The organism is Halomonas heilongjiangensis (genome assembly GCF_002879645.1).
Taxonomy (GTDB): Bacteria; Pseudomonadota; Gammaproteobacteria; order Pseudomonadales; family Halomonadaceae; genus Halomonas; species Halomonas heilongjiangensis.
The window spans coordinates 56,480-76,293 of record NZ_PNRE01000105.1 but is presented as its reverse complement, the minus strand read 5'-3'; the positions used below and the strand labels follow the sequence as shown (position 1 = coordinate 76,293).

Sequence of the window (19,814 nt, the reverse complement as noted above, 5' to 3'; positions counted from 1 at the left end):
GCTGTGGGCCTCGAAGCCATCGGCGGCGGCCTGCAGGCCATGGTGCACATGCAGCGCATGGAGCGGACGGGGGTGGCGCCGGCAGGCATCGGCGGCCAGGGTCAGCAGCAGCGAGGAGTCGAGCCCAGCGGAGAGCGCGACCCAGACACAACGCCCCGGCGGGGTCTGGGCCAGGGCGTCATCGACAAGAAGCTGAAGGGACATGGCGAGCTCTTGAACAAAGCACCGAGGATCCCGAAGGATCACCCCGACTCAGGCCGGGCTACCGTAACTCATCAGCCGCTGATACCGCCGCTCGAGCAGGGCGTCGCTGTCCATGGCGTCGAGGCGATCCAGGCTCTCACGCAGCGAGTCCCGGACCCGCTCGGCGGTGGTCACCGGGTGGCGGTGGGCGCCGCCCAGGGGCTCCTCGATCAGGGTATCGACGAAGCCCAGCTCCTTGAGCCGCTCGGCGGTGATGCCCATGGCCTGGGCCGCATCCGAGGCCTTCTCGGCGCTCTTCCACAGGATCGAGGCACAGCCCTCCGGCGAGATCACCGCGTAGGTGGAGTACTGCAGCATGGCGAGCTCGTCGCACACGCCGATGGCGAGCGCCCCGCCGGAACCGCCCTCGCCCACCACGGTGGCGATGATCGGCGTCCTGAGGCGTGACATCACCGCCAGGTTGTAGGCGATCGCCTCGCTCTGGCCGCGCTCTTCGGCATCGATGCCCGGATACGCCCCCGGCGTATCGATGAAGGTCAGCACCGGCATCCGGAAGCGCTCGGCCATCTCCATCAGGCGGCACGCCTTGCGGTAGCCCTCGGGACGCGGCATGCCGAAGTTGCGGCGCACCTTCTCCTTGACGTCGCGGCCCTTCTGGTGGCCGATCACCATCACCGGGCGGTCGTCGAGGCGAGCGACGCCGCCGACGATGGCGGCATCGTCGGCGAAGTTGCGATCACCATGGAGTTCGTCGAAGTCGGTGAAGACATGCTCGAGGTAATCGAGGGTGTAGGGGCGCTGGGGGTGGCGCGAGAGCTGGGAGACCTGCCAGGGGGTCAGGTCCCTGAAGATCGACTCGGTGAGCTTGCGGCTCTTCTCCTCGAGCCGGCCGATCTCGTCGTTGAGGTTGACCTGGCTGTCGTTGCCGACCAGGCGCAGCTCCTCGATCTTGGCCTGGAGTTCGGCGATGGGCTGTTCGAAGTCGAGATAGTTGGGATTCATATGGGCTAGCGCCTTGTCGTCTTCTGTCGCCGGGGTGGCCACCTCCTCGTGGCGTCCCGAGCGACAAGTATCGAATGCCGGGCATTATCGCACCCTGACGGAACCACGCAAGGCGGCTCCGGAACGGTATCAGCGGTATTTCAGCCGCACGCCATCCTGCCCCTGCACCTCGCGCAGGGCGATCAGCAGCTCGTCGCTGGGGGAGACCTTCCACTCATCGGCCAGTTCCAGCCAGCCGACGGCCTCGCCATTGCGGTAGCGCAGCCGCACCGGCAGGCCATCGCCGTCACGCCAGGGAGCGAGGCTGTCGCGCAGGCTGTCGACCAGCCGGCCGTTGGCCCGGGCGCCGTCCAGGGACAGCTCCACCGCCTGGCCGTAGCGGGTGCGAGCCGCCACCATGGGGGTGACCTCCTTGCCGCGCAGGCGCAGGCCGCCGGAGTAGTCGTCGCTTGCCACCTCGCCCTCGACGATCAGCACCTGGTCGGCCTCGATCTGGCCGCGCAGCTGGTCATAGAGCTCGCCGAACAGCGACGCCTCGATGCGCCCGGTGCGGTCGTCCAGGGTGACGAAGGCCATGGTGTCGCCGCGCTTGGACTTCATGGTGCGCACGCCGATCACCAGCCCGGCGACCCGCTGCGGCTCCCGCGAGGGCCGGAGATCGCTGATGCGAGTGGAAACGAAGCGCTCGAGCTCCTTCTCGTACTCGTCGATGGGGTGGCCGGTCAGATAGAGCCCCAGGGTCTCCTTCTCGCCGGCCAGGCGCTCCTTGTCGGTCCAGTCGCGCACCGTCAGGTAGTCGGCATAGGCATCCCCGGCCGCCTCGTCGGCGAAGGCCTCGCCGAACATGTCGATCATGCCCAGGCTCTGGTTGGCCTGGCTCTGGGCCGCGGCCTTGAGGGCGTCGTCCAGGGCAGCGGCAAGCACCGAGCGGTTCGGCCCCAGGGTGTCCAGTGCCCCCGAGCGGATCAGCGCCTCCAGGGTGCGCTTGTTCATGCGCCGGGGGTCGACCCGTCGGCAGAAGTCGAACAGATCGGCGAACGGCCCATCGGCCTCGCGTGCCTCGACGATGGCACCGATCGGCCCCTCGCCCACGCCACGGATGGCACCCAGGCCGTAGACCACCCGGCCCTCGGTGTCGACGGTGAACTTGTAGCCGCCGATATTGACGTCCGGTGGTGTCACGGTAAGACCGATGCGCCGCGACTCCTCGATCAGCGGCACCACCTTGTCGAGGTTGTCCATCTCGGTGGACATCACCGCCGCCATGAAGGGGCCGGGATAGTGCGCCTTGAGCCAGGCGGTCTGGTAGGAGACCAGGCCGTAGGCCGCCGAGTGGGACTTGTTGAAGCCGTAACCGGCGAATTTCTCCACCAGATCGAAGATGTTACCCGCCAGCTCCTTGTCGATGCCGTTGGCCGCACAGCCCTCCATGAAGCCGGCGCGCTGCTTGGCCATCTCCTCGGGCTTCTTCTTGCCCATGGCGCGGCGCAGCATGTCGGCCTGACCCAGGCTGTAGCCGGCCAGCACCTGGGCGATCTGCATCACCTGCTCCTGATACAGGATGATGCCGTAGGTGGGCTCGAGCACCGGCTTGAGCCACTCGTGCTGGTAGTCCGGGTGGGGATAGGAGAGTTCGGCGCGGCCGTGCTTGCGGTTGATGAAGTCGTCGACCATGCCCGACTGCAGCGGCCCCGGGCGGAACAGGGCGACAAGGGCGATCATGTCCTCCAGCGAGTCGGGCAGCAGGCGCTTGATCAGCTCCTTCATGCCGCGCGATTCGAGCTGGAACACCGCCGTGGTCTCGGCGCGCTTGAGCATCTCGAAGGTGGGCCCGTCATCGAGGGGGATGCTGTCGATGTTGAGCGGCCCCTCGCCCTTGACGGCACGCACCTTGTCGACCATCTCCAGCGCCCAGTCGATGATGGTCAGGGTGCGCAGGCCGAGGAAGTCGAACTTGACCAGCCCGGCCTCCTCGATGTCGTTCTTGTCGAACTGCACGACCAGGCCGTTGCCCTCCTCGTCGCACAGCAGCGGCGAGAAGTCGGTGAGCTTGGTGGGCGCGATCACCACGCCGCCGGCGTGCTTGCCGGTGCCCCGGGTGATGCCCTCGAGCTTGACCGCCATCTCCCAGATCTCGGCGGCCTCCTCGTCATTCTCGACGAACTCCTTGAGCGCCGGCTCCGCCTCGATGGCCTTGGCCAGGGTCATGCCGACCTCGAAGGGAATCAGCTTGGAGAGCTTGTCACCCAGCGAATAGGGCTTGCCCTGGGCGCGGGCCACGTCGCGCACCACCGCCTTGGCGGCCATGGTGCCGAAGGTGACGATCTGCGACACAGCGTTGCGGCCGTAACGGTCGGCGACGTAGTCGATCACCCGGTCGCGCTTCTCCATGCAGAAGTCGACGTCGAAGTCGGGCATCGAGACCCGCTCGGGGTTGAGAAAGCGCTCGAACAGCAGGTCGTACTCCAGCGGATCGAGATCGGTGATCTTCTGCGCGTAGGCCACCAGCGAGCCGGCACCGGAGCCCCGCCCCGGCCCTACCGGGACGTCGTTGTCCTTGGCCCACTGGATGAAGTCCATCACGATCAGGAAGTAACCCGGGAACCCCATCTGGATGATGATGTCGAGCTCGAAGTCGAGGCGCTGCCGGTAGCGGGCGTCGATCTCGGCGAACTCGGCGCCGTCGCGGGGGTACTTCTCGGCCGGATAGAGGAAATCGAGGCGTTCGGTGAGCCCATCGTGGGAGACCTTGCGGAAGAACTCGTCCTGGGTCATGCCCTCGGGAATCTCGAACTCCGGCAGGAAGATCTCGCCCAGGCGCACCCCCACGCTGCAGCGTGCGGCGATCATCACGCTGTTCTCGAGCGCCTCGGGGATGTCGGCGAACAGCTCGGCCATCTCCGCGGGGCTCTTGAGGTACTGCTCCTCGGTGTAGCGCCGCTCGCGTCGCTTGTCGTCGAGCGCCTTGCCCTCGCCGATGGAGACCCGGGTCTCGTGGGCCCAGAAGTCGTCGCGCTCGAGGAAGCGCACATCGTTGGTGGCCACCACCGGAGTGCCGGTCTCGATGGCCAGGTCCACCGACAGGTGCACGCACTCCTCTTCCATCGGCCGGCCGGTGCGGATCAGCTCCAGATAGAAGCGCCCGGGGAAGGCGGCGTTCCATCCCTCGAGCAGGGCGCGCGCCTCGTCGTGGTGATCGCTGAGCAGGTGCCGGCCGATCTCGCCCTCGCGACCGCCCGAGAGCGCGATCAACCCCTCGCTCGCCTCCAGCACCCAGGCCTTGTCGAGCAACGCCCGGCCCTGGCGCTGCCCCTCCATCCAGCCCCGCGAGATCAGCTCGGTGAGGTTGCGATAGCCGACGTCGTTCATCGCCAGCAGGGTCAACCGGTAAGGGTGCTCCTCGTCGAAGGGGTTGGACAGCCAGAGATCGGCCCCGATGATCGGCTTGAGGCCGGCGCCTTCGGCGCCCTTGTAGAACTTGACCAGGCCGAACAGGTTGGCCTCGTCGGTGACCGCCAGCGCCGGCGTCTCGTGCGCCACCGCCGCCTGGATCAGCGGCTTGAGCCGCACCAGGCCATCGACCAGGGAGTATTCGGTATGGACGCGGAGATGTACGAAGGGCGTGGTCATGTTGAACTCAAGGGTTTGGTGGTTCAGAACAGCGCCAGCTGACGCCTGACCGGGCCGAAGGAGCGGCGATGCTCGGGAAGCGCGCCGAGGCGCTCCAGGGCGGCCAGGTGCTCGCGGGTCGGGTAGCCCTTGTGGCGGGCGAAGCCATAGTCGGGATAGCGGGCATCCAGCGCCACCATGTCGGCATCCCGGGCCACCTTGGCGAGTATCGAGGCGGCGGCGATGGCCGGATGACGGGCATCGCCCTTGACCACCGCCTGGCCGGGAACATGATGCCCGGGCAGGCGATTGCCGTCCACCAGCAGATACTCCGGGGCCACCGACAGGGCATCGATGGCCCTCCGCATCGCCAGGTGGGTGGCATGGTAGATGTTGAGTTCGTCGATCTCGGCGGCACTCGCCTCGGCCACGGCGAAGGCCAGCGCCCGGCGGCGGATCTCGGCATCCAGCGCCTCGCGCCGACGGGCGCTCAACTGCTTGGAGTCGGAGAGCCCGGCGATGGGCCGGGCCGGGTCGAGGATCACCGCCGCCGCCACCACACTACCCACCAGGGGGCCGCGCCCGACCTCGTCGACCCCGGCCAGGCGGGTGCCGCGATAGCCGATCTCCAGTGGCGGCAGGTCACGCACGCGGCTCATTGGCCTACCCCCTCGGGCGTCGCCTCCAGGGCCGACACGCTCTCGGGCAGCGCGCGCCCCTCCACCAGCGCCTCTATCGCCTCGGCCGCGCGGCGGCTGGCGTCACGCTGTAGCCGCGCATGCATCTCGGCAAAACGCGTCTCCAGGGCCGCACGCCCCTCGGCGTCGTCGAGCATGGCGCCGAGGCGCTCGGCGATTGCCTGCGGGGTCGCCGCCTCCTGGATCAGTTCCGGCACCAGCGTCTCGCGGGCGATCAGGTTGGGCAGCGAGATCCACTCGGTCTTGACCAACCGCCTGGCCAACCAGTGCGTCGCCGGGGCCATCTTGTAGGCCACCAGCATGGCGCGATGGCAGAGCATCGCTTCCAGCGCCGCGGTGCCCGAGGCGAGCAGTACCGCGTCGGAGGCCACCATGGCCTCCCGGGCCTGGCCGTCGAGCAGGCTCAGCCGTTCGGCCAGGCCAGGCCGCATCACCAGCAGCGATTCCAGTTCCTCGCGGCGCTTGGGCGTCGCCGCCGGCACCACCACCCGCAGCTCGGGACGCGAGGCACAGAGCCTCTCGGCGGCGTCGAGGAAGGTCGCCCCGAGGAAGCGGATCTCGTTGGCCCGGGAGCCCGGCAGCACGGCAAGTACCGGCGCCTCGGGCGCCAGTCCCAGCTCACGTCGCGTGGCGGTGCGATCGTTGGCCAGTGGCAACTCGTCGGCCAGCGGATGACCGACGAAGGCCACCGGCACCCGGTGGCGAGCGTAGAAGGCCGCCTCGAAAGGCAGGAAGGTGAGCATGGCATCGACGGACCTGGCGATGCCCTTGACCCGGCCCTGGCGCCAGGCCCACACCGAGGGGCTGACGTAGTGGGCGGTGGTGATGCCGGCCTCGCGCAACTGACGCTCCAGCCCCAGGTTGAAGTCGGGGGCGTCGATGCCGACCATGATATCGGGCCGCCAGTCGAGCGCATCCTGCCGAAGGGTACGCCTGACCCGGATCAGCGCGGGCAGGTGCTTCACCACCTCGACCAGGCCCATCACCGAGAGGGTCTCCAGGGGAAAGCGACTGTCGATGCCCTCGGCGATCATGCGCGGGCCGCCGATGCCACGGAACTCGACGCGCGGGTGGCGCGCCTTGAGCGCGCGCATCAAGCCGGCGCCGAGGATATCGCCGGAAAGCTCGCCCGCGACGAGGTAGACGCGTCGAACCGTCATCTCGGCGATACCATGGTCAGCGGATGATACCGCGGGTCGACACCTCGATGGAGGTGGCGAAGACCTCGGTCTCGGGAAGGGAGAAACGCTCGCGAATCCCCTTCAGCGCCTGCTCCACGGTCAGCCCCTGGCGGTAGACCAGCTTGTAGGCCTCGCCCAGCGCCTTGATCGCCTCCTTTGAGAAGCCGCGGCGCTTGAGCCCCACCAGGTTGAGGCCATGGACCTCGGCCGGGTTGCCGTTGATCATCACGTAGGCCGGGGTATCCTTGGTGATGATCGAGCCGCCACCGGCCATGGCGTGGGCACCGAAGTGACAGAACTGGTGAATGGCGGAGAGCCCACCGAGAATCGCGTGGTCGCCCAGGGACACGTGACCGGCCAGGGTCACCTGATTGGCCAGGATGCAGTCGTTGCCGATCACGCAGTCGTGGCCCACATGCACGTAGGCCATGAACAGGTTGCGCGAACCGATGGTGGTCTCGCCGCGGTCCTGGGCGGTGCCGCGGTGCAGCGTCACCCCTTCGCGGATGACGTTGTCGTCCCCCATCACCAGGCGAGTGGGTTCACCGCCATACTTCTTGTCCTGGCAATCCTCGCCGACCGAGGCGAACTGGAAGATGCGGGTGCGTGCGCCGAGCACGGTGGGGCCCTTGATCACCACATGCGGGCCGATCCGGCTCCCGGGCCCGACCTCGACGTCGGGCCCGATCACCGAGAAGGGCCCCACCTCGACGTCGTCGGCCAGGCGCGCCGCGGGATCGATGATGGCAGTGGGATGAATCAAGCGACCTTCCTCTCGGCACAGATGATTTCGGCCTCGCAGGCCAGCTCGCCGGCCACCGTGGCCCGGCAGGCGAATTTCCAGATGCCGCGCTTCTCGCGAATCACGTCGGCACGCAGCACCAGTTGGTCGCCGGGCATCACCGGACGCTTGAAGCGGACATTGTCGCTGCCGACCAGGTAGTAGACATAGCCGTCGGCGGGGAGCTTGTTGACGGTCTTGAAGCCGAGGATGCCACAGGCCTGGGCCAGCGCCTCGATCACCAGCACCCCGGGCATGATCGGGTGGTGGGGGAAGTGGCCATTGAAGAACGGCTCGTTGATGCTGACATTCTTGTAGGCGACGATGGATTCGCCAAGGGCAAGCTCCGTCACCCTGTCCACCAGCAGGAAGGGATAGCGGTGGGGCAGATACTCACGAATCTCGTTGATGTCCATTACCATCGTTACGACCTCTGAAATGACGAAATGCCCGCGGCGCGGCGGGCACGAGCCGGCGGCCTCGACCGTCGGACAGGCGGTGGATTATAGCGCCCCTCGCCGTGCGCTCAACCGCCCTCCTTTCCACGGCGGCGTTCACGAGCGTGGCGGCCTCAGCCGCCACGCCCGGACTTCTCGAGCCGCGCCAGTCGCTTGGCGAGATCGTCGAGCTGCTTGAAACGCACGGCATTCTTGCGCCACTGGGCGTTCTTCATCGCCCCGGTGCCCGACGAATAGACACCCGGCTCAAGGATCGAGTTGGTCACCAGGCTCATCCCGGTGACCTGCACCCCGTCGCAGAGGGTGAGATGGCCCGAGAGTCCCACGCCACCGCCGAGCATGCAGTGCTTCCCCACCCGGGTGGAGCCGGCGATGCCGACGCAGCCGGCCAGGGCGCTGTGATCACCGATCTGCACGTTGTGGGCGATCTGCACCTGGCTGTCGATCTTGACGCCGTTGCCGATGACGGTGTCACCCAGCGCCCCGCGGTCGATGCTCGAGCAACTGCCCACCTCGACGTCGTCGCCCAGCACCACGCCGCCGAGCTGGGCGATCTTGTGCCAACCCGCGCCGTCGTGGGCGAAGCCGAAGCCGTCGCCGCCGATCACGCAGCCGCTGTGCAGGATGGCCCGTTCGCCGATCATCACGCCATGGCAGATGGTGACATTGGCATGCAGGCGAGATCCCGCGCCGATACCCGAATCGGCGCCGACCACGCAGCCCGGACCGATCACCACGTCGTCGCCCAGGGTGACGCCCGCCTCGATCACCGCCTGGGGGCCGACCTCGACCCTCTCGCCGAGACGAGCACTCTTCGCCACCACCGCCGAGGGGTGGATGCCAGCCGGTGCACGGCTGGCCAGGGGATCGAACAGCCGCGACAGTGCGGCATAGGCCAGGTAGGGGTTGGCCAGTTCCAGCCGGTCCACCGGGCACTCCTCGCCAAGCTCGGGCGAGAGCAGCACCGCGGCGGCACGGGTGCCCGGCAGGTCCTTGAGATAGGCACGGTTGGCCAGGAAGGCGACCTGCGCGGGGCCGGCATCCCTGAGCGTGGCCAGGCCGCTCACCCGTCGGCCGGCATCGCCGACCAGGTGGGCGTCGAGTCGCTCGGCGAGTTCGCCGAGGGTGAAAGTGGGGGAGTCTGGATACGTCATGGGACCTGATCCGGTTGTGTCGCCCGCTCAGAAGAGCGAATTGAGGACCTGGGTCACCTCATCGGTCAGGTCCGGCAAGTCACGGTCGGCGTGCAGCACCCCCTGGGGCTCCACCAGCACCTCGACGCCGTGACGCTGGATGACCTGATCCACGGCCTGCTCCAGCTTGGGCTCGGCCTCCTGCAGGAACTGCTGCTCGGCCTGCTGCTGGGCCTGCATGATCTGGCCGCGGAGCTGCTCGAACTCGGCGCCCTTCTGCTGGAACTCCTGCATGGCCGACTGGCGGTCGGACTCGGACATCGCCTCCCCTTCCTGCTGCAGGCGCTGCTGCATCTGCTGCAGTTCCTCGCCCAGCGACCGGGCCTGCTGCTGCTGGCCGCCGATGCGGCCCTCCAGGTCGCTCATGGAACGCTGGGCCGCATCGGTCTCCATCAACGCACGGCGCCAGTCGAGCATGGCCACCTCGGCGGCCTGGGCCGGCAAGGCGAGAGCGGCGAGCAGCAGCAGGCCGAGGGCGGCGGTCAAGTGGCGCATGGTCTTGCTCCTTGCATGGCTCGATCAGAAGGTCTGGCCGAGCGAGAACTGGAAGAACTGGGTATCGTCGCCGCTCTCGTCGTTGAGCGGCTCGGCAATGCTGAAGGTCAGCGGTCCCACCGGGGTCAGCCAGGAGAGGCCGATGCCCACGCTGTAGCGCAACTCGCCCAAGTCGACCCCGGAGCTGCAGTTCGAGGTGCCGTCCTGGGTGGCATAGCAGTCGGTCAGGAAGGTGTTGCCGGCATCCAGGAACAGCGAGGTCTGCATCGAGCGGCGGTCCTCGATGAAGGGCAGCGGGAAGAGCAGCTCGGCACTGCCCTGCATCATCATGTTACCGCCCAGGGTGCGATCGCGCCCCCCTTCGGCGGGCGGGGTGGTCCGCGGCCCCAGGGTATTGGCGGTGAAACCGCGCACCGAGCCCAGGCCACCGGCAAAGAAGTTCTCGTAGAACGGATAGGGGTCGCTACCGACGCTGTCGGCGTAGCCCACCTCGCCGCTGAACTTCAGGGCCCAGTCATGGGCCTCGGTGAGCGGGAAGAGCTGGCGGGCCTCGGCGCGGAGCTTGTAGTACTCGGCGTCGCTGCCCGGCACCGCGCTCTCCAGCGACAGGCGCTGATAGTTGCCGGCGGTGGGCATGATGCCGCGGTTGAGGTTGTTGCGTGTCCAGCTGGCGGTGAGCTTGAGGCTCTGGGCGTCGGCGCCCTGGTCCTCCACGTACTGCTGGATCTCCTGGGACGTGTCGCTGTAGGTCTTGACCGTCAGGTCCTCCACCGAGGCACCGAAATTGAGCCGGGTCAGCTCGTTGATCGGATAGCCGAAGTTGATGCCACCGCCGTAGGCGTCGGTGGAGTAGGTGGAGATATCGGAGTCCTCATAGTCGGTCTCGCGGTAGAAGAGGTTGTAGCCCCGCGAGATGCCGTCCAGGGTCCAGTAGGGGTCGGTGAAACCGAAGTTCAGGCTGGTGAAGGTATCGCTGCGCTGGGCGCCGATGTTCACGCGGTTGCCGGTGCCGAGGAAGTTGTTCTGGGCCAGCGCCGCGCCATAGATCACGCCGGCGCTCTGGGAGAAGCCGATGCTCGCCGACACCGACCCCGAGGGCTGCTCCTCGACGGTGTAGGTGACGTCGAGCTTGTCGGACTCGCCGGCCACCGGCTGGGTCTCGACGTCGACCTGGCGGAAGAAGCCGAGACGCTCGAGGCGCTGACGCGACTGGCTGATCGACTCGGTGGAGGCCGGCGCGCCCTCGAGCTGGATCATCTCGCGGCGCAGCACCTCGTCCTGGGTGGTGGTGTTGCCGATGAAATTGATGCGCCGCACATAGGCGCGCTGCCCGGCATCCACCCGGAAGGTGAGATCCACGGTCTCGCCGTCGGCGGCGATCTCCGGCACGCCGTCGACGTTGGCGAAGGCGAAGCCTTCGGCACCCAGGCGCGAGCGCAGTGCTTCGGAGGAGGCGGTGACGTCGCTGCGCGAGAAGATCTCACCACTCTCCACCTGCAGCAGGTCGCGCGCCTCACGCTCGCCGATCTTCAGGTCGCCGACGAAGCGGATGTCGCCCAGGCGGTACTGGCGCCCCTCGTCGACATTCACGGTGATGAAGATCTGCGACTTGTCGGGGCTGATCGAGACCTGGGTCGAGGTGATGGCGAAGTTCACGTAGCCACGATCGAGATAGAAGGAGCGCAGCCGCTCCAGGTCGCCGGAGAGCGCCTCTCGGGAGTATTCGTCGCGGGAGAACCAGCCAAACAGGCGCCCGGGCCGGTCGTTGAGCTCGAAGACGTCGCGCAGGGTCTCGTCGTCGAAGTCCCGGTTGCCGACGATGTTGATCTGGCGGATCTTCGCCACCGCCCCCTCGTTGATGTCGATGTCGACCTGGACCCGGCCCTCGTCGATCTCCTCGACGCTGGCATCGATGGTCGCGCTGTAGCGGCCCTGCCCCTGGTAGACCCCCTCGAGCTCGCGCTGGATCTCCTCCAGGGTGGAGAGCTGCAGCACCTGGCCCTCGGCCAGGCCGGCCTGCTCCAGCCCCTCGCGCAACTCGTCGTCGCCGATCTGGCGATTGCCGGTGATGTTGAGGCGGGTGATGGTAGGGCGCTCGACCACCTGGATGATCAGGACATCACCGTCGCGGGCGAGCTGGATGTCCTCGAACAGGCCGGTGGCGAACAGATTGCGCGTCGCCTCCGCCAGCTCACGGTCATCCACGCGATCGCGGGCGCTGACAGGAAAGGCATTGAATACGGAAGCCGCGGAGACCCGCTGCAGTCCTTCTACCCGAATGTCGGAAACTTCGAAAGGTTCCGCCTGGGCCAGGGTGGCCCCGGCGAGCAGCAGTGTCGCCAATCCGATGGTCTTGATTTTCATGCAGTCGATTCGCTCGCGTTGATCTGCCAATCCTGTCCGGAACAGGCACCTTATACATTTGTGCGGGTAACTGACAAGGCTGGAGACCGGGCCCCACCTCCTTGTGCCGCCCACGCGTTCGCGCGCTACCAGAGTCGCATCAGATCGAAGTAGACCGCCATCAGCATCAGGGTGCCGACCAGCGCCAGGCCGATACGCAGTCCGATGGCCTGGATCTGCTCCGATACCGGCCGCCCGCGCACGACTTCGACGAAATAATAGAGCAGATGGCCGCCGTCCAGCACCGGAATCGGCAGCAGGTTGAGCACCGCCAGGCTGATCGACAGGTAGGCCATGAAGCTGACGAAGCTCTCGAGCCCGGTGCGTGCCGTATCACCGGCCACCCGGGCGATGGTGATCGGCCCCGAGAGGTTGGTCGGCGAGATCAGCCCGACCAGCATCTTGCGGATGGCATCCAGGGTCAGCACCGTCATCTCGCCGGTGCGCGCCACGGCCTGGCCCACCGCCGCCACCGGTCCGTAGCGGATCTCGCGGCGATACTCCTCGGGCCACGCCACCGGCTCGACGCCGGCCCCGATGTAGCCGATGGCGACCCCCTCTTCCAACTCGTTGCGCCCGGGGGTGATGGACAGCCGGAGCCGTTCCCCGCCACGCAGCACCTCGAGTTCGAGGGGCTCGCCGGGGCTGGCCCGCACGGTATCGACGAAGTACATCCAGTCGTCGACCGGGGCCCCGTCCACCGCGACCACCTCGTCGCCGGGCTCGAGACCGGCCGCCGCCGCCGCCTCGCCCTCGACGACCTGGCCGAGCACCGCCGGGTAGGGCGGGCGCCAGGGGGTGACCCCCAGGCTGGGCAGGGGTTGGGGCGGATCCTGGCGTACCAGCCACTCCTCCACCGGCAGCCGGTGCTCACGGGAAGTGGCAGTGGCGTCGTCGCGGGCATCGACGCTGAGCTCACCGCTCACCCCGATGGCCGCGATCAGCTTGAGGTTGATCTCGTCCCAGGAGCGTACCGGCGCGCCCTGCACCGCGGTGATCTCCTGGCCGGGGCGCAGCCCCCCACGATCCGCGGGCGAATCGGGCGTGACGTCACCGATCACCGGCGCCACGGTGGTCGTGCCGACCACGAACAGTGCCCAGTAGGCGACGATGGCGAGCAGGAAGTTGGCCAGGGGGCCGGCGGCGACGATGGCGATACGCTGCCACACCGTCTTGCGATTGAAGGCCCGGTCGAGCTGGTCGACGGGCACCGGCGCCTCGCGCTCGTCGAGCATCTTGACGTAGCCACCGAGCGGAATCGCGGCCACGGCGAACTCCGTCCCGTGGCGGTCGACACGGGACCAGATCGGCTTGCCGAAGCCCACCGAGAAGCGCAGCACCTGGACACCACAGCGCCGTGCCACCCAGAAGTGGCCGTACTCATGAAAGGTGATCAGCAGGCCCAGCACCACGATGACGGCCAGCACGTTCTGGATCACGCCCAAGGCGGTCTCCTGTCGGGTTGCAGTAAGGGTTGCATCAGCAACGGTTCAGCCAGTCACGCGCCGCCTGGCGGGCTCGCGCATCGGCCTCGAGGACCGTCTCGAGGTCGGCGGCCGCCTCCACCGGCCGGGCGTCACGCACCCTGGCCACCAGCTCGCCGATCCCGGTGAAGCCGAGCCGGCCCTCGAGGAAGGCCGCCACGGCCACCTCGTTGGCGGCATTGAGCACCGCCGGTGCCGTGCCCCCGGCGGCCATCGCCTCCCGCGCCAGGCGCAGGCAGGGGAAAGCCACCTCGTCAGGGGCCTCGAAGTCGAGCCGCGCCACCGCGAACAGGTCCAGGGCCTCGACGCCGGCATCGATGCGCTCCGGCCAGGCCAGGCCGAAGGCGATCGGCGTACGCATGTCCGGATTGCCCAGTTGGGCGATCACCGAACCGTCGGCGTAGGCGGCCATGGAGTGGATCACGCTCTGCGGATGCACCACCACCTGTACCTGCTCGGGGCGGGCGTCGAACAACCAGCACGCCTCGATCAACTCGAGCCCCTTGTTCATCAGGGTGGCGCTGTCCACCGAGATCTTGCGCCCCATGGACCAGTTGGGGTGGGCGCAGGCCTGCTCCGGGGTCACCGCCGCCAGCTCGGCACTGGCCCAGCCGCGGAAGGGACCGCCGGAGGCGGTCAGCAGCAGCCGGGTGACCCCGTGACGCCTCAGCCCACCGCGGTGCTCGGCTGGTAGACACTGATAGATGGCATTATGTTCGGAATCGATGGGCAGCAGCGTCGCCCCGGAGGCGGTCACGGCCTCCATGAACAGCGCCCCGGACATCACCAGCGCCTCCTTGTTGGCCAACAGCACCCGCTTGCCGGCGCGCACGGCGGCCAGGGTCGGCAGCAGGCCGGCGGCACCGACGATGGCCGACATCACCACGTCCACCTCGCCCGCTTCCGCCACCTCGACCAGCGCCTCGCCCCCGGCGAGCACCTCGGTGGCGAGCCCGGCCTCGCCGAGCCGCTCGCGCAGCCAGGCGGCATCCGCTTCGGCCGCGAGCACGGCCACGGCGGGCCGATGCCGGCGGCACTGGGCAAGGAGTGCCTCGCGGGAACGGTGGGCGGTCAGGGCGTGCACCCGGTAGCGCTCGGGATGGCGGGCGATCACGTCCAGGGTACTGGACCCGATGGAGCCGGTGGCCCCCAGTACGGTCACCGTGCGCGGGTGGGCGAGTGTGCCGGCCATCTACAGCGCTCCCAGGTAGAGCAGCGCGAACAGCGGCAGGGCGGCGGTCAGGCTGTCGATGCGATCGAGCACACCGCCGTGACCGGGCAACAGGTTGCTCGAGTCCTTGATGCCGCGGTGGCGCTTGAGCATGCTCTCGAGCAGGTCACCCACCACCGAGGCCAGGGTCACCGCCAGGGCCGTCACCACCAGGATCAGGCCACCGCCGGCGCCGAGCCCCTGCCAGACGGCATAGCACACCGCCAGCAGCGCGGTGGCGGCCATCCCGCCCCCCACCCCTTCCCAGCTCTTGCCGGGGCTGACCCTCGGTGCCAGCTTGCGCTTGCCGAAGGCGCGGCCGGCGAAGTAGGCGCCGATATCGGCACACCACACCAGCAGCAGCACGAACAGCAGCCAGACGGCACCGGAGTCGCGCAGCACGTTGAGGCCGACCCAGGCCGGCAGCAGTACCCAGAGCCCCATGGCCAGGCGCCGTGGCGTGGATTGCCACTGCACCCGCCGCTCGGGGTAGCGGGTGACCCAGTAGAGATTGGCCAGCCAGCCCGCCGCCGCCAGCCACAGCGGCCAGGCCGCCAGGGCGGCGCCGCCGGCCCACATCACGGCCATCAGCCCGGCCAGGGCACCGACCAGCAGGAGGCGATTGTCGCGCTCCTCGACGCCGGCCAGGTTGGTCCACTCCCAGCCGGCGAGCAGCACGATGCCCCCGGTGAAGAGCGCGAAGGCGCCCCCCGAGAGGCCGAACAGGCCGGCCAGCATCAGTGGCGCCAGCCAGGCCGCGGTGAGGATCCGCTGTCTAAGCACCTTGCGCCTCGACCTGTTCGTCGGTCATGCCGAAGCGTCGCTGGCGACGCTGGAAGTCGGCCAGCGCCAGATCGAAGGCCTCGCCATCGAAATCGGGCCACAGCAGCGGCGTGAAATGGAGCTCCGCATAGGCCATCTGCCACAGCAGGAAGTTGGAGATGCGCTGCTCGCCACTGGTGCGGATGCAGAGATCCACCGGCGCGTCACCGGCCAGGCAGACCTCACCGTCCATGGCATGCTCGTCGATCGCGTCCGGCGAGAGCTCGCCGGCGGCGACCCGTTCGGCCAGGCGCCGGGCGGCACCGGCGATGTCCCAGCGACCGCCGTAGTTGGCGGCGACGACCAGGTGCATGCGGGTGTTGTCGCGGGTCTTCTCCTCGGCCTTCGCGATGTACTTCTGGATCGAGTCGGAGAAGGCCGTGCGGTCACCGATCACCGAGAGGCGGATGCCATTGTCGTGGAGCTTCCTGACCTCGCGCTTGAGCGCCATCAGGAAGAGCTCCATCAGCGCACTCACCTCGGCCTTGGGACGCTTCCAGTTCTCGCTGGAGAAGGCGAACAGGGTCAGGGTCTCGATGTCACGCTCGGCGGCACGCCGTATCACGGCGCGCACCGCCTCGACGCCGGCACGATGGCCGCGTACACCGGAGAGGCCACGGGCCTTTGCCCAGCGGTTGTTGCCGTCCATGATGATGGCCACATGGCGTGGCACCCCGCCCTCGGGGGCAGCTCGGTCGCTATCCCCGGAGCGGGGCTTGGGGGGCTGCGGTGACGTCATGATGTCTCGCGTGGGGGGGGTGTGCCGGGCCGGGTGGCCCTCACTCGGTGCGCCAGGGCCGCGAGGAGAGGGCCACCCGACCATCCTCAGACCTGCATCAGGTCCTGTTCCTTGGATTCCAGCGTCTTGTCGATGTCGGCGATGTACTTGTCGGTCAACTTCTGGATCGCCTCCTCGGCCTGGTGCTGCTCGTCCTCGGTGATCTCCTTCTCCTTGAGCAGCGCCTTGATATCACCGTTGGCATCGCGGCGCACGTTGCGCACCGCCACCCGGGCGTGCTCGGCTTCCTGACGGGCCTGCTTGATGTAGCCCTTGCGGGTCTCCTCGGTCAGCATCGGCATCGGCACGCGGATGTTGTTGCCGGCAGTCGAGGGATTCAGGCCGAGATCGGAGGTCATGATGGCCTTTTCGATCTTGGGCACCATGTTCTGCTCCCAGGGCACCACCGACAGGGTGCGCGCATCCTCGGTGTTGATGTTCGCCACCTGGTTGAGCGGCACCTGGGAGCCGTAGTAGTCCACGGTCACCGAATCCAGGATGCTGGAGTGCGCACGCCCGGTGCGGATCTTGTTCAGGTTGCCATGAAGGGCCTCGAGGCTCTTCTTCATGCGGGATTCCGCATCCTTCTTGATGTCATTGATCACGTTGTCAACCTCTGTCTATCAGCGTGCCTTCCTCGCCGCCCACCACCAGATTCAGCAGGGCGCCCGGCTTGTTCATGTTGAAGACCCGAACCGGCATGTCATGGTCCCGCACCAGGCAGATGGCGGTCAAATCCATCACCCCGAGCTTCTGGTCGAGGGCATCGTCATAGCTCAACTGGTCGTACTTCACCGCGTCGTCGAACTTGACCGGATCCTTGTCGTAGACCCCGTCGACCTTGGTGGCCTTGACCACCACGTCGGCGTCGATCTCGATGCCGCGCAGGCAGGCCGCCGAGTCGGTGGTGAAGAAGGGATTGCCGGTGCCGGCCGAGAACAATACCACGTCCCCGGAGGTGAGGTAGCGGATGGCGGTACGACGGTCATAGTGCTCGACCACACCGCTCATGGGAATCGCCGACATCACCCGCGAGCGGATGTTGGAGCGCTCCAGGGCATCACGCATGGCCAGGGCGTTCATCACCGTGGCCAGCATGCCCATGTGGTCACCGGTGACCCGGTCCATGCCCGCGGCATTGAGGGCGGCGCCGCGGAACAGGTTGCCGCCGCCGATCACGATGCCGACCTGAACACCGATGCCGACCAGCTGGCCGATCTCCAGCGCCATGCGGTCGAGCACCTTGGGGTCGATGCCGAAATCGTGCTCACCCATCAGCGCCTCGCCGGAGAGCTTCAGCAGGATGCGCTTGTACTTCGACTTCTCCGAGCGGGACTTGTCCGAACGAGCGGTCTCGGCCTTGGACGGGCGATCGATCGGCATGTCGGCATGATCCGATGTGGGCATGGCATCTCTCCCTGGGGCGTCAGCAGTGGGCTTCAACGATGGCCGGATCCACCGGCCGGATACGCGAAGGCGTGCGCTCCCGCGCACGCCATCGTCGAACTGGAACCTGTGACCTCAGCTACGCTTGGCCTGTTCCATCACTTCCTTGGCGAAGTCGACCTCTTCCTTCTCGATGCCCTCGCCCACCTCGAAGCGGGTGAAGCCGATCACCTCGCCACCCGCCGCCTTGACGAACTCGGCGACGCTCTGGTTCGGATCCTTGACGAAGGGCTGCTCGGTCAGGCTGTTCTCGGCCAGGTACTTCTTCAGGCGACCCTGGACCATCTTCTCGGCGATCTGCTCGGGCTTGCCGGCCATGTCGGGCTGGGCGAGGATGATCGCCTTTTCCTTGTCCAGCTGCTCCTGGGGCATATCCTCGGGGAGCGCCACGGCCGGATTGATGGCGGCGACGTGCATGGCGACGTCCTTGGCCACGTCGGCGTTGCCGCCCTTGAGCACGGTCAGCACGCCGATACGACCACCGTGGACGTATTCGCCCACCAGGTTGCCGTCGCCGGCCTCGACCACCACGCAGCGACGCACGCCGATGTTCTCGCCGATCTTCTGCACCAGCTGCTCGCGGGCGGTCTCGAGATCGCCGGCCATGACCGCGGCAACGTCTTCGCTCCTGGCGGCGAAGAAGGCGTCGGCGATCTTGTCGGCGAAGGCCTTGAAGTTGTCGTCGCGGGCGACGAAATCGGTCTCGGAGTTGATCTCGACCATCACCCCGTAGCTGCCGTCCTCGGCCACGCGGGTCACCACGGTGCCTTCGGCGGCGGTACGGCCGGCCTTCTTGGCGGCCTTGAGGCCGGAGCTCTTGCGCAGGTTCTCGATGGCGATCTCGATGTCACCGTCGGCCTCGGTGAGGGCCTTCTTGCACTCCATCATGCCGAGCCCGGTACGCTCGCGCAGTTCCTTGACCTGGGAGGCGCTGATAGCTGCCATGGGTTTCACCTCTGAATGGTTTTGCCTGACCGGACCCATCGATCATCGAGAGCCCGGAAAAGTCTGCCCTGGGGAGAAAAAAGGGGGCCAGGGCCCCCTTACTCGCCCGCCCGACCGCCGCAGCCGACGAACGGACAGACGGGCCGCGATCACTCGGCGGCGCTGTCGCTTTCCTGTGCCACCTCATCGGTGACCTCGACGAACTCGTCGGGACGACCTTCCTTGGCACGACCGCAGGCGTCGGCGATGGCCTTGACGTAGATCTGGATCGCACGGATGGAGTCATCGTTGCCCGGGATCACGTAGTCGACGCCGTCCGGGTCGGAGTTGGTATCCACCACGCCGATGACCGGAATGCCCAGCTTGTTCGCCTCGTTGATGGCGATGCGCTCGTGGTCGACGTCGATCACGAACAGCGCGTCGGGCAGACCACCCATCTCCTTGATGCCGCCGATGGAACGCTCGAGCTTCTCCTGCTCGCGGGTCGCCATCAGGACTTCCTTCTTGGTCAGCTTCTCGAAGGTGCCGTCCTCGCGCATGGTCTCGAGGTCGCGCAGACGCTTGATCGACTGACGGATGGTCTTGTAGTTGGTCAGCATGCCGCCGAGCCAGCGATGGTTGACGAACGGCTGGCCGACGCGGTTGGCCTCTTCCTTGATGATCTTGCTCGCGCTGCGCTTGGTGCCGACGAACATGATCTTGTTGTTGGCCGCTGCCATCTTCTCGACCACATCGATGGCCTCATTGAGGGCCGGCAGGGTGTGCTCGAGGTTGATGATGTGGATCTTGTTGCGAGCGCCGAAGATGAACTTGCTCATCTTCGGGTTCCAGTACTTGGTCTGGTGACCGAAGTGAGCGCCTGCCTTCAGCAGGTCCCGCATGTTGACGTGTGCCATGGATGACTCCTGGAAAATCGGGTTAGGCCTCCACGCACCCCATGGATCCGACCGCCGGGATGAACCGACGGCACCCGGGACCATGTGCCGGTGCATGTGTGTTTTCAAGGCGTTGCTTTGCTTTACGCCCTCGCTGCCGCTGCTCCCCCGGCGCGCCTGACCAGCGGACTGGCCAGAAGGCGGCACGACAGGGCACAGCGATTGCAGGA

The 19,814-nt window shown here is 67.5% G+C and carries 18 protein-coding genes; all 18 read right to left on the bottom strand.

Annotated elements, in window-relative coordinates:
* Positions 1–204: PP-loop family protein (locus C1H66_RS22410; protein ID WP_276308858.1), on the bottom strand; the 204-nt coding region annotated here is incomplete at its 3' end.
* 48 nt (positions 205–252) lie between these two features.
* Positions 253–1,206 carry an acetyl-CoA carboxylase carboxyl transferase subunit alpha gene (gene accA, locus C1H66_RS22405; RefSeq protein WP_102630081.1) on the bottom strand — a complete coding sequence of 318 codons (954 nt, stop codon included), beginning with the start codon at positions 1,204–1,206 and terminating at the stop codon, positions 253–255.
* A 129-nt stretch (positions 1,207–1,335) separates the two neighbouring features.
* A complete protein-coding gene (gene dnaE, locus C1H66_RS22400; RefSeq protein WP_102630080.1) occupies positions 1,336–4,836 on the bottom strand; it encodes a DNA polymerase III subunit alpha in 3,501 nt (1,166 codons plus the stop codon).
* Positions 4,837–4,859: 23 nt separating this feature from the next.
* Positions 4,860–5,474, bottom strand: coding sequence for a ribonuclease HII (gene rnhB, locus C1H66_RS22395; protein WP_102630079.1), 615 nt, complete (start codon positions 5,472–5,474; stop codon positions 4,860–4,862).
* Positions 5,471–6,673 (bottom strand): lipid-A-disaccharide synthase, encoded by a 1,203-nt coding sequence (gene lpxB, locus C1H66_RS22390; RefSeq protein ID WP_102630078.1) that lies wholly within the window; start codon positions 6,671–6,673, stop codon positions 5,471–5,473. The genes rnhB and lpxB overlap by 4 nt, the downstream gene beginning before the upstream one ends.
* Positions 6,674–6,689: 16 nt before the next feature.
* The gene (lpxA, locus tag C1H66_RS22385) at positions 6,690–7,457 is read right to left on the bottom strand and encodes an acyl-ACP--UDP-N-acetylglucosamine O-acyltransferase (protein ID WP_102630077.1); all 768 of its coding nucleotides are present in this window, start codon (positions 7,455–7,457) and stop codon (positions 6,690–6,692) included.
* The gene (fabZ, locus tag C1H66_RS22380) at positions 7,454–7,897 is read right to left on the bottom strand and encodes a 3-hydroxyacyl-ACP dehydratase FabZ (RefSeq protein WP_102630076.1); all 444 of its coding nucleotides are present in this window, start codon (positions 7,895–7,897) and stop codon (positions 7,454–7,456) included. The genes lpxA and fabZ overlap by 4 nt, the downstream gene beginning before the upstream one ends.
* Positions 7,898–8,046: 149 nt before the next feature.
* On the bottom strand, positions 8,047–9,087 hold the full coding sequence (gene lpxD, locus C1H66_RS22375; protein ID WP_102630075.1) for a UDP-3-O-(3-hydroxymyristoyl)glucosamine N-acyltransferase: 1,041 nt from the start codon (positions 9,085–9,087) through the stop codon (positions 8,047–8,049).
* Between the two features lie 27 nt (positions 9,088–9,114).
* On the bottom strand, positions 9,115–9,621 hold the full coding sequence (locus C1H66_RS22370; RefSeq protein WP_102630074.1) for an OmpH/Skp family outer membrane protein: 507 nt from the start codon (positions 9,619–9,621) through the stop codon (positions 9,115–9,117).
* A gap of 24 nt (positions 9,622–9,645) precedes the next feature.
* On the bottom strand, positions 9,646–11,985 hold the full coding sequence (bamA, locus tag C1H66_RS22365; RefSeq protein WP_240618432.1) for an outer membrane protein assembly factor BamA: 2,340 nt from the start codon (positions 11,983–11,985) through the stop codon (positions 9,646–9,648).
* A 125-nt stretch (positions 11,986–12,110) separates the two neighbouring features.
* A complete protein-coding gene (rseP, locus tag C1H66_RS22360) occupies positions 12,111–13,469 on the bottom strand; it encodes an RIP metalloprotease RseP (RefSeq protein WP_102630073.1) in 1,359 nt (452 codons plus the stop codon).
* Between the two features lie 34 nt (positions 13,470–13,503).
* Positions 13,504–14,700, bottom strand: a complete 1,197-nt coding sequence (ispC, locus tag C1H66_RS22355; RefSeq protein ID WP_102630072.1) for a 1-deoxy-D-xylulose-5-phosphate reductoisomerase — start codon at positions 14,698–14,700, stop codon at positions 13,504–13,506.
* Positions 14,701–15,501: a phosphatidate cytidylyltransferase gene (locus tag C1H66_RS22350; RefSeq protein WP_102630071.1), complete on the bottom strand. Its 801-nt coding sequence runs from the start codon at positions 15,499–15,501 to the stop codon at positions 14,701–14,703.
* A complete protein-coding gene (uppS, locus tag C1H66_RS22345) occupies positions 15,494–16,279 on the bottom strand; it encodes a polyprenyl diphosphate synthase (RefSeq protein ID WP_102630070.1) in 786 nt (261 codons plus the stop codon). The genes C1H66_RS22350 and uppS overlap by 8 nt, the downstream gene beginning before the upstream one ends.
* Positions 16,280–16,365: 86 nt before the next feature.
* Positions 16,366–16,923: a ribosome recycling factor gene (frr, locus tag C1H66_RS22340; RefSeq protein ID WP_102630069.1), complete on the bottom strand. Its 558-nt coding sequence runs from the start codon at positions 16,921–16,923 to the stop codon at positions 16,366–16,368.
* A 4-nt stretch (positions 16,924–16,927) separates the two neighbouring features.
* On the bottom strand, positions 16,928–17,701 hold the full coding sequence (gene pyrH / locus C1H66_RS22335) for a UMP kinase (RefSeq protein WP_102630086.1): 774 nt from the start codon (positions 17,699–17,701) through the stop codon (positions 16,928–16,930).
* Between the two features lie 138 nt (positions 17,702–17,839).
* Positions 17,840–18,709, bottom strand: coding sequence for a translation elongation factor Ts (tsf, locus tag C1H66_RS22330; protein ID WP_102630068.1), 870 nt, complete (start codon positions 18,707–18,709; stop codon positions 17,840–17,842).
* A 149-nt stretch (positions 18,710–18,858) separates the two neighbouring features.
* Positions 18,859–19,605 (bottom strand): 30S ribosomal protein S2, encoded by a 747-nt coding sequence (rpsB, locus tag C1H66_RS22325; RefSeq protein ID WP_102630067.1) that lies wholly within the window; start codon positions 19,603–19,605, stop codon positions 18,859–18,861.
* Between the last annotated feature and the right edge of the window lie 209 nt (positions 19,606–19,814).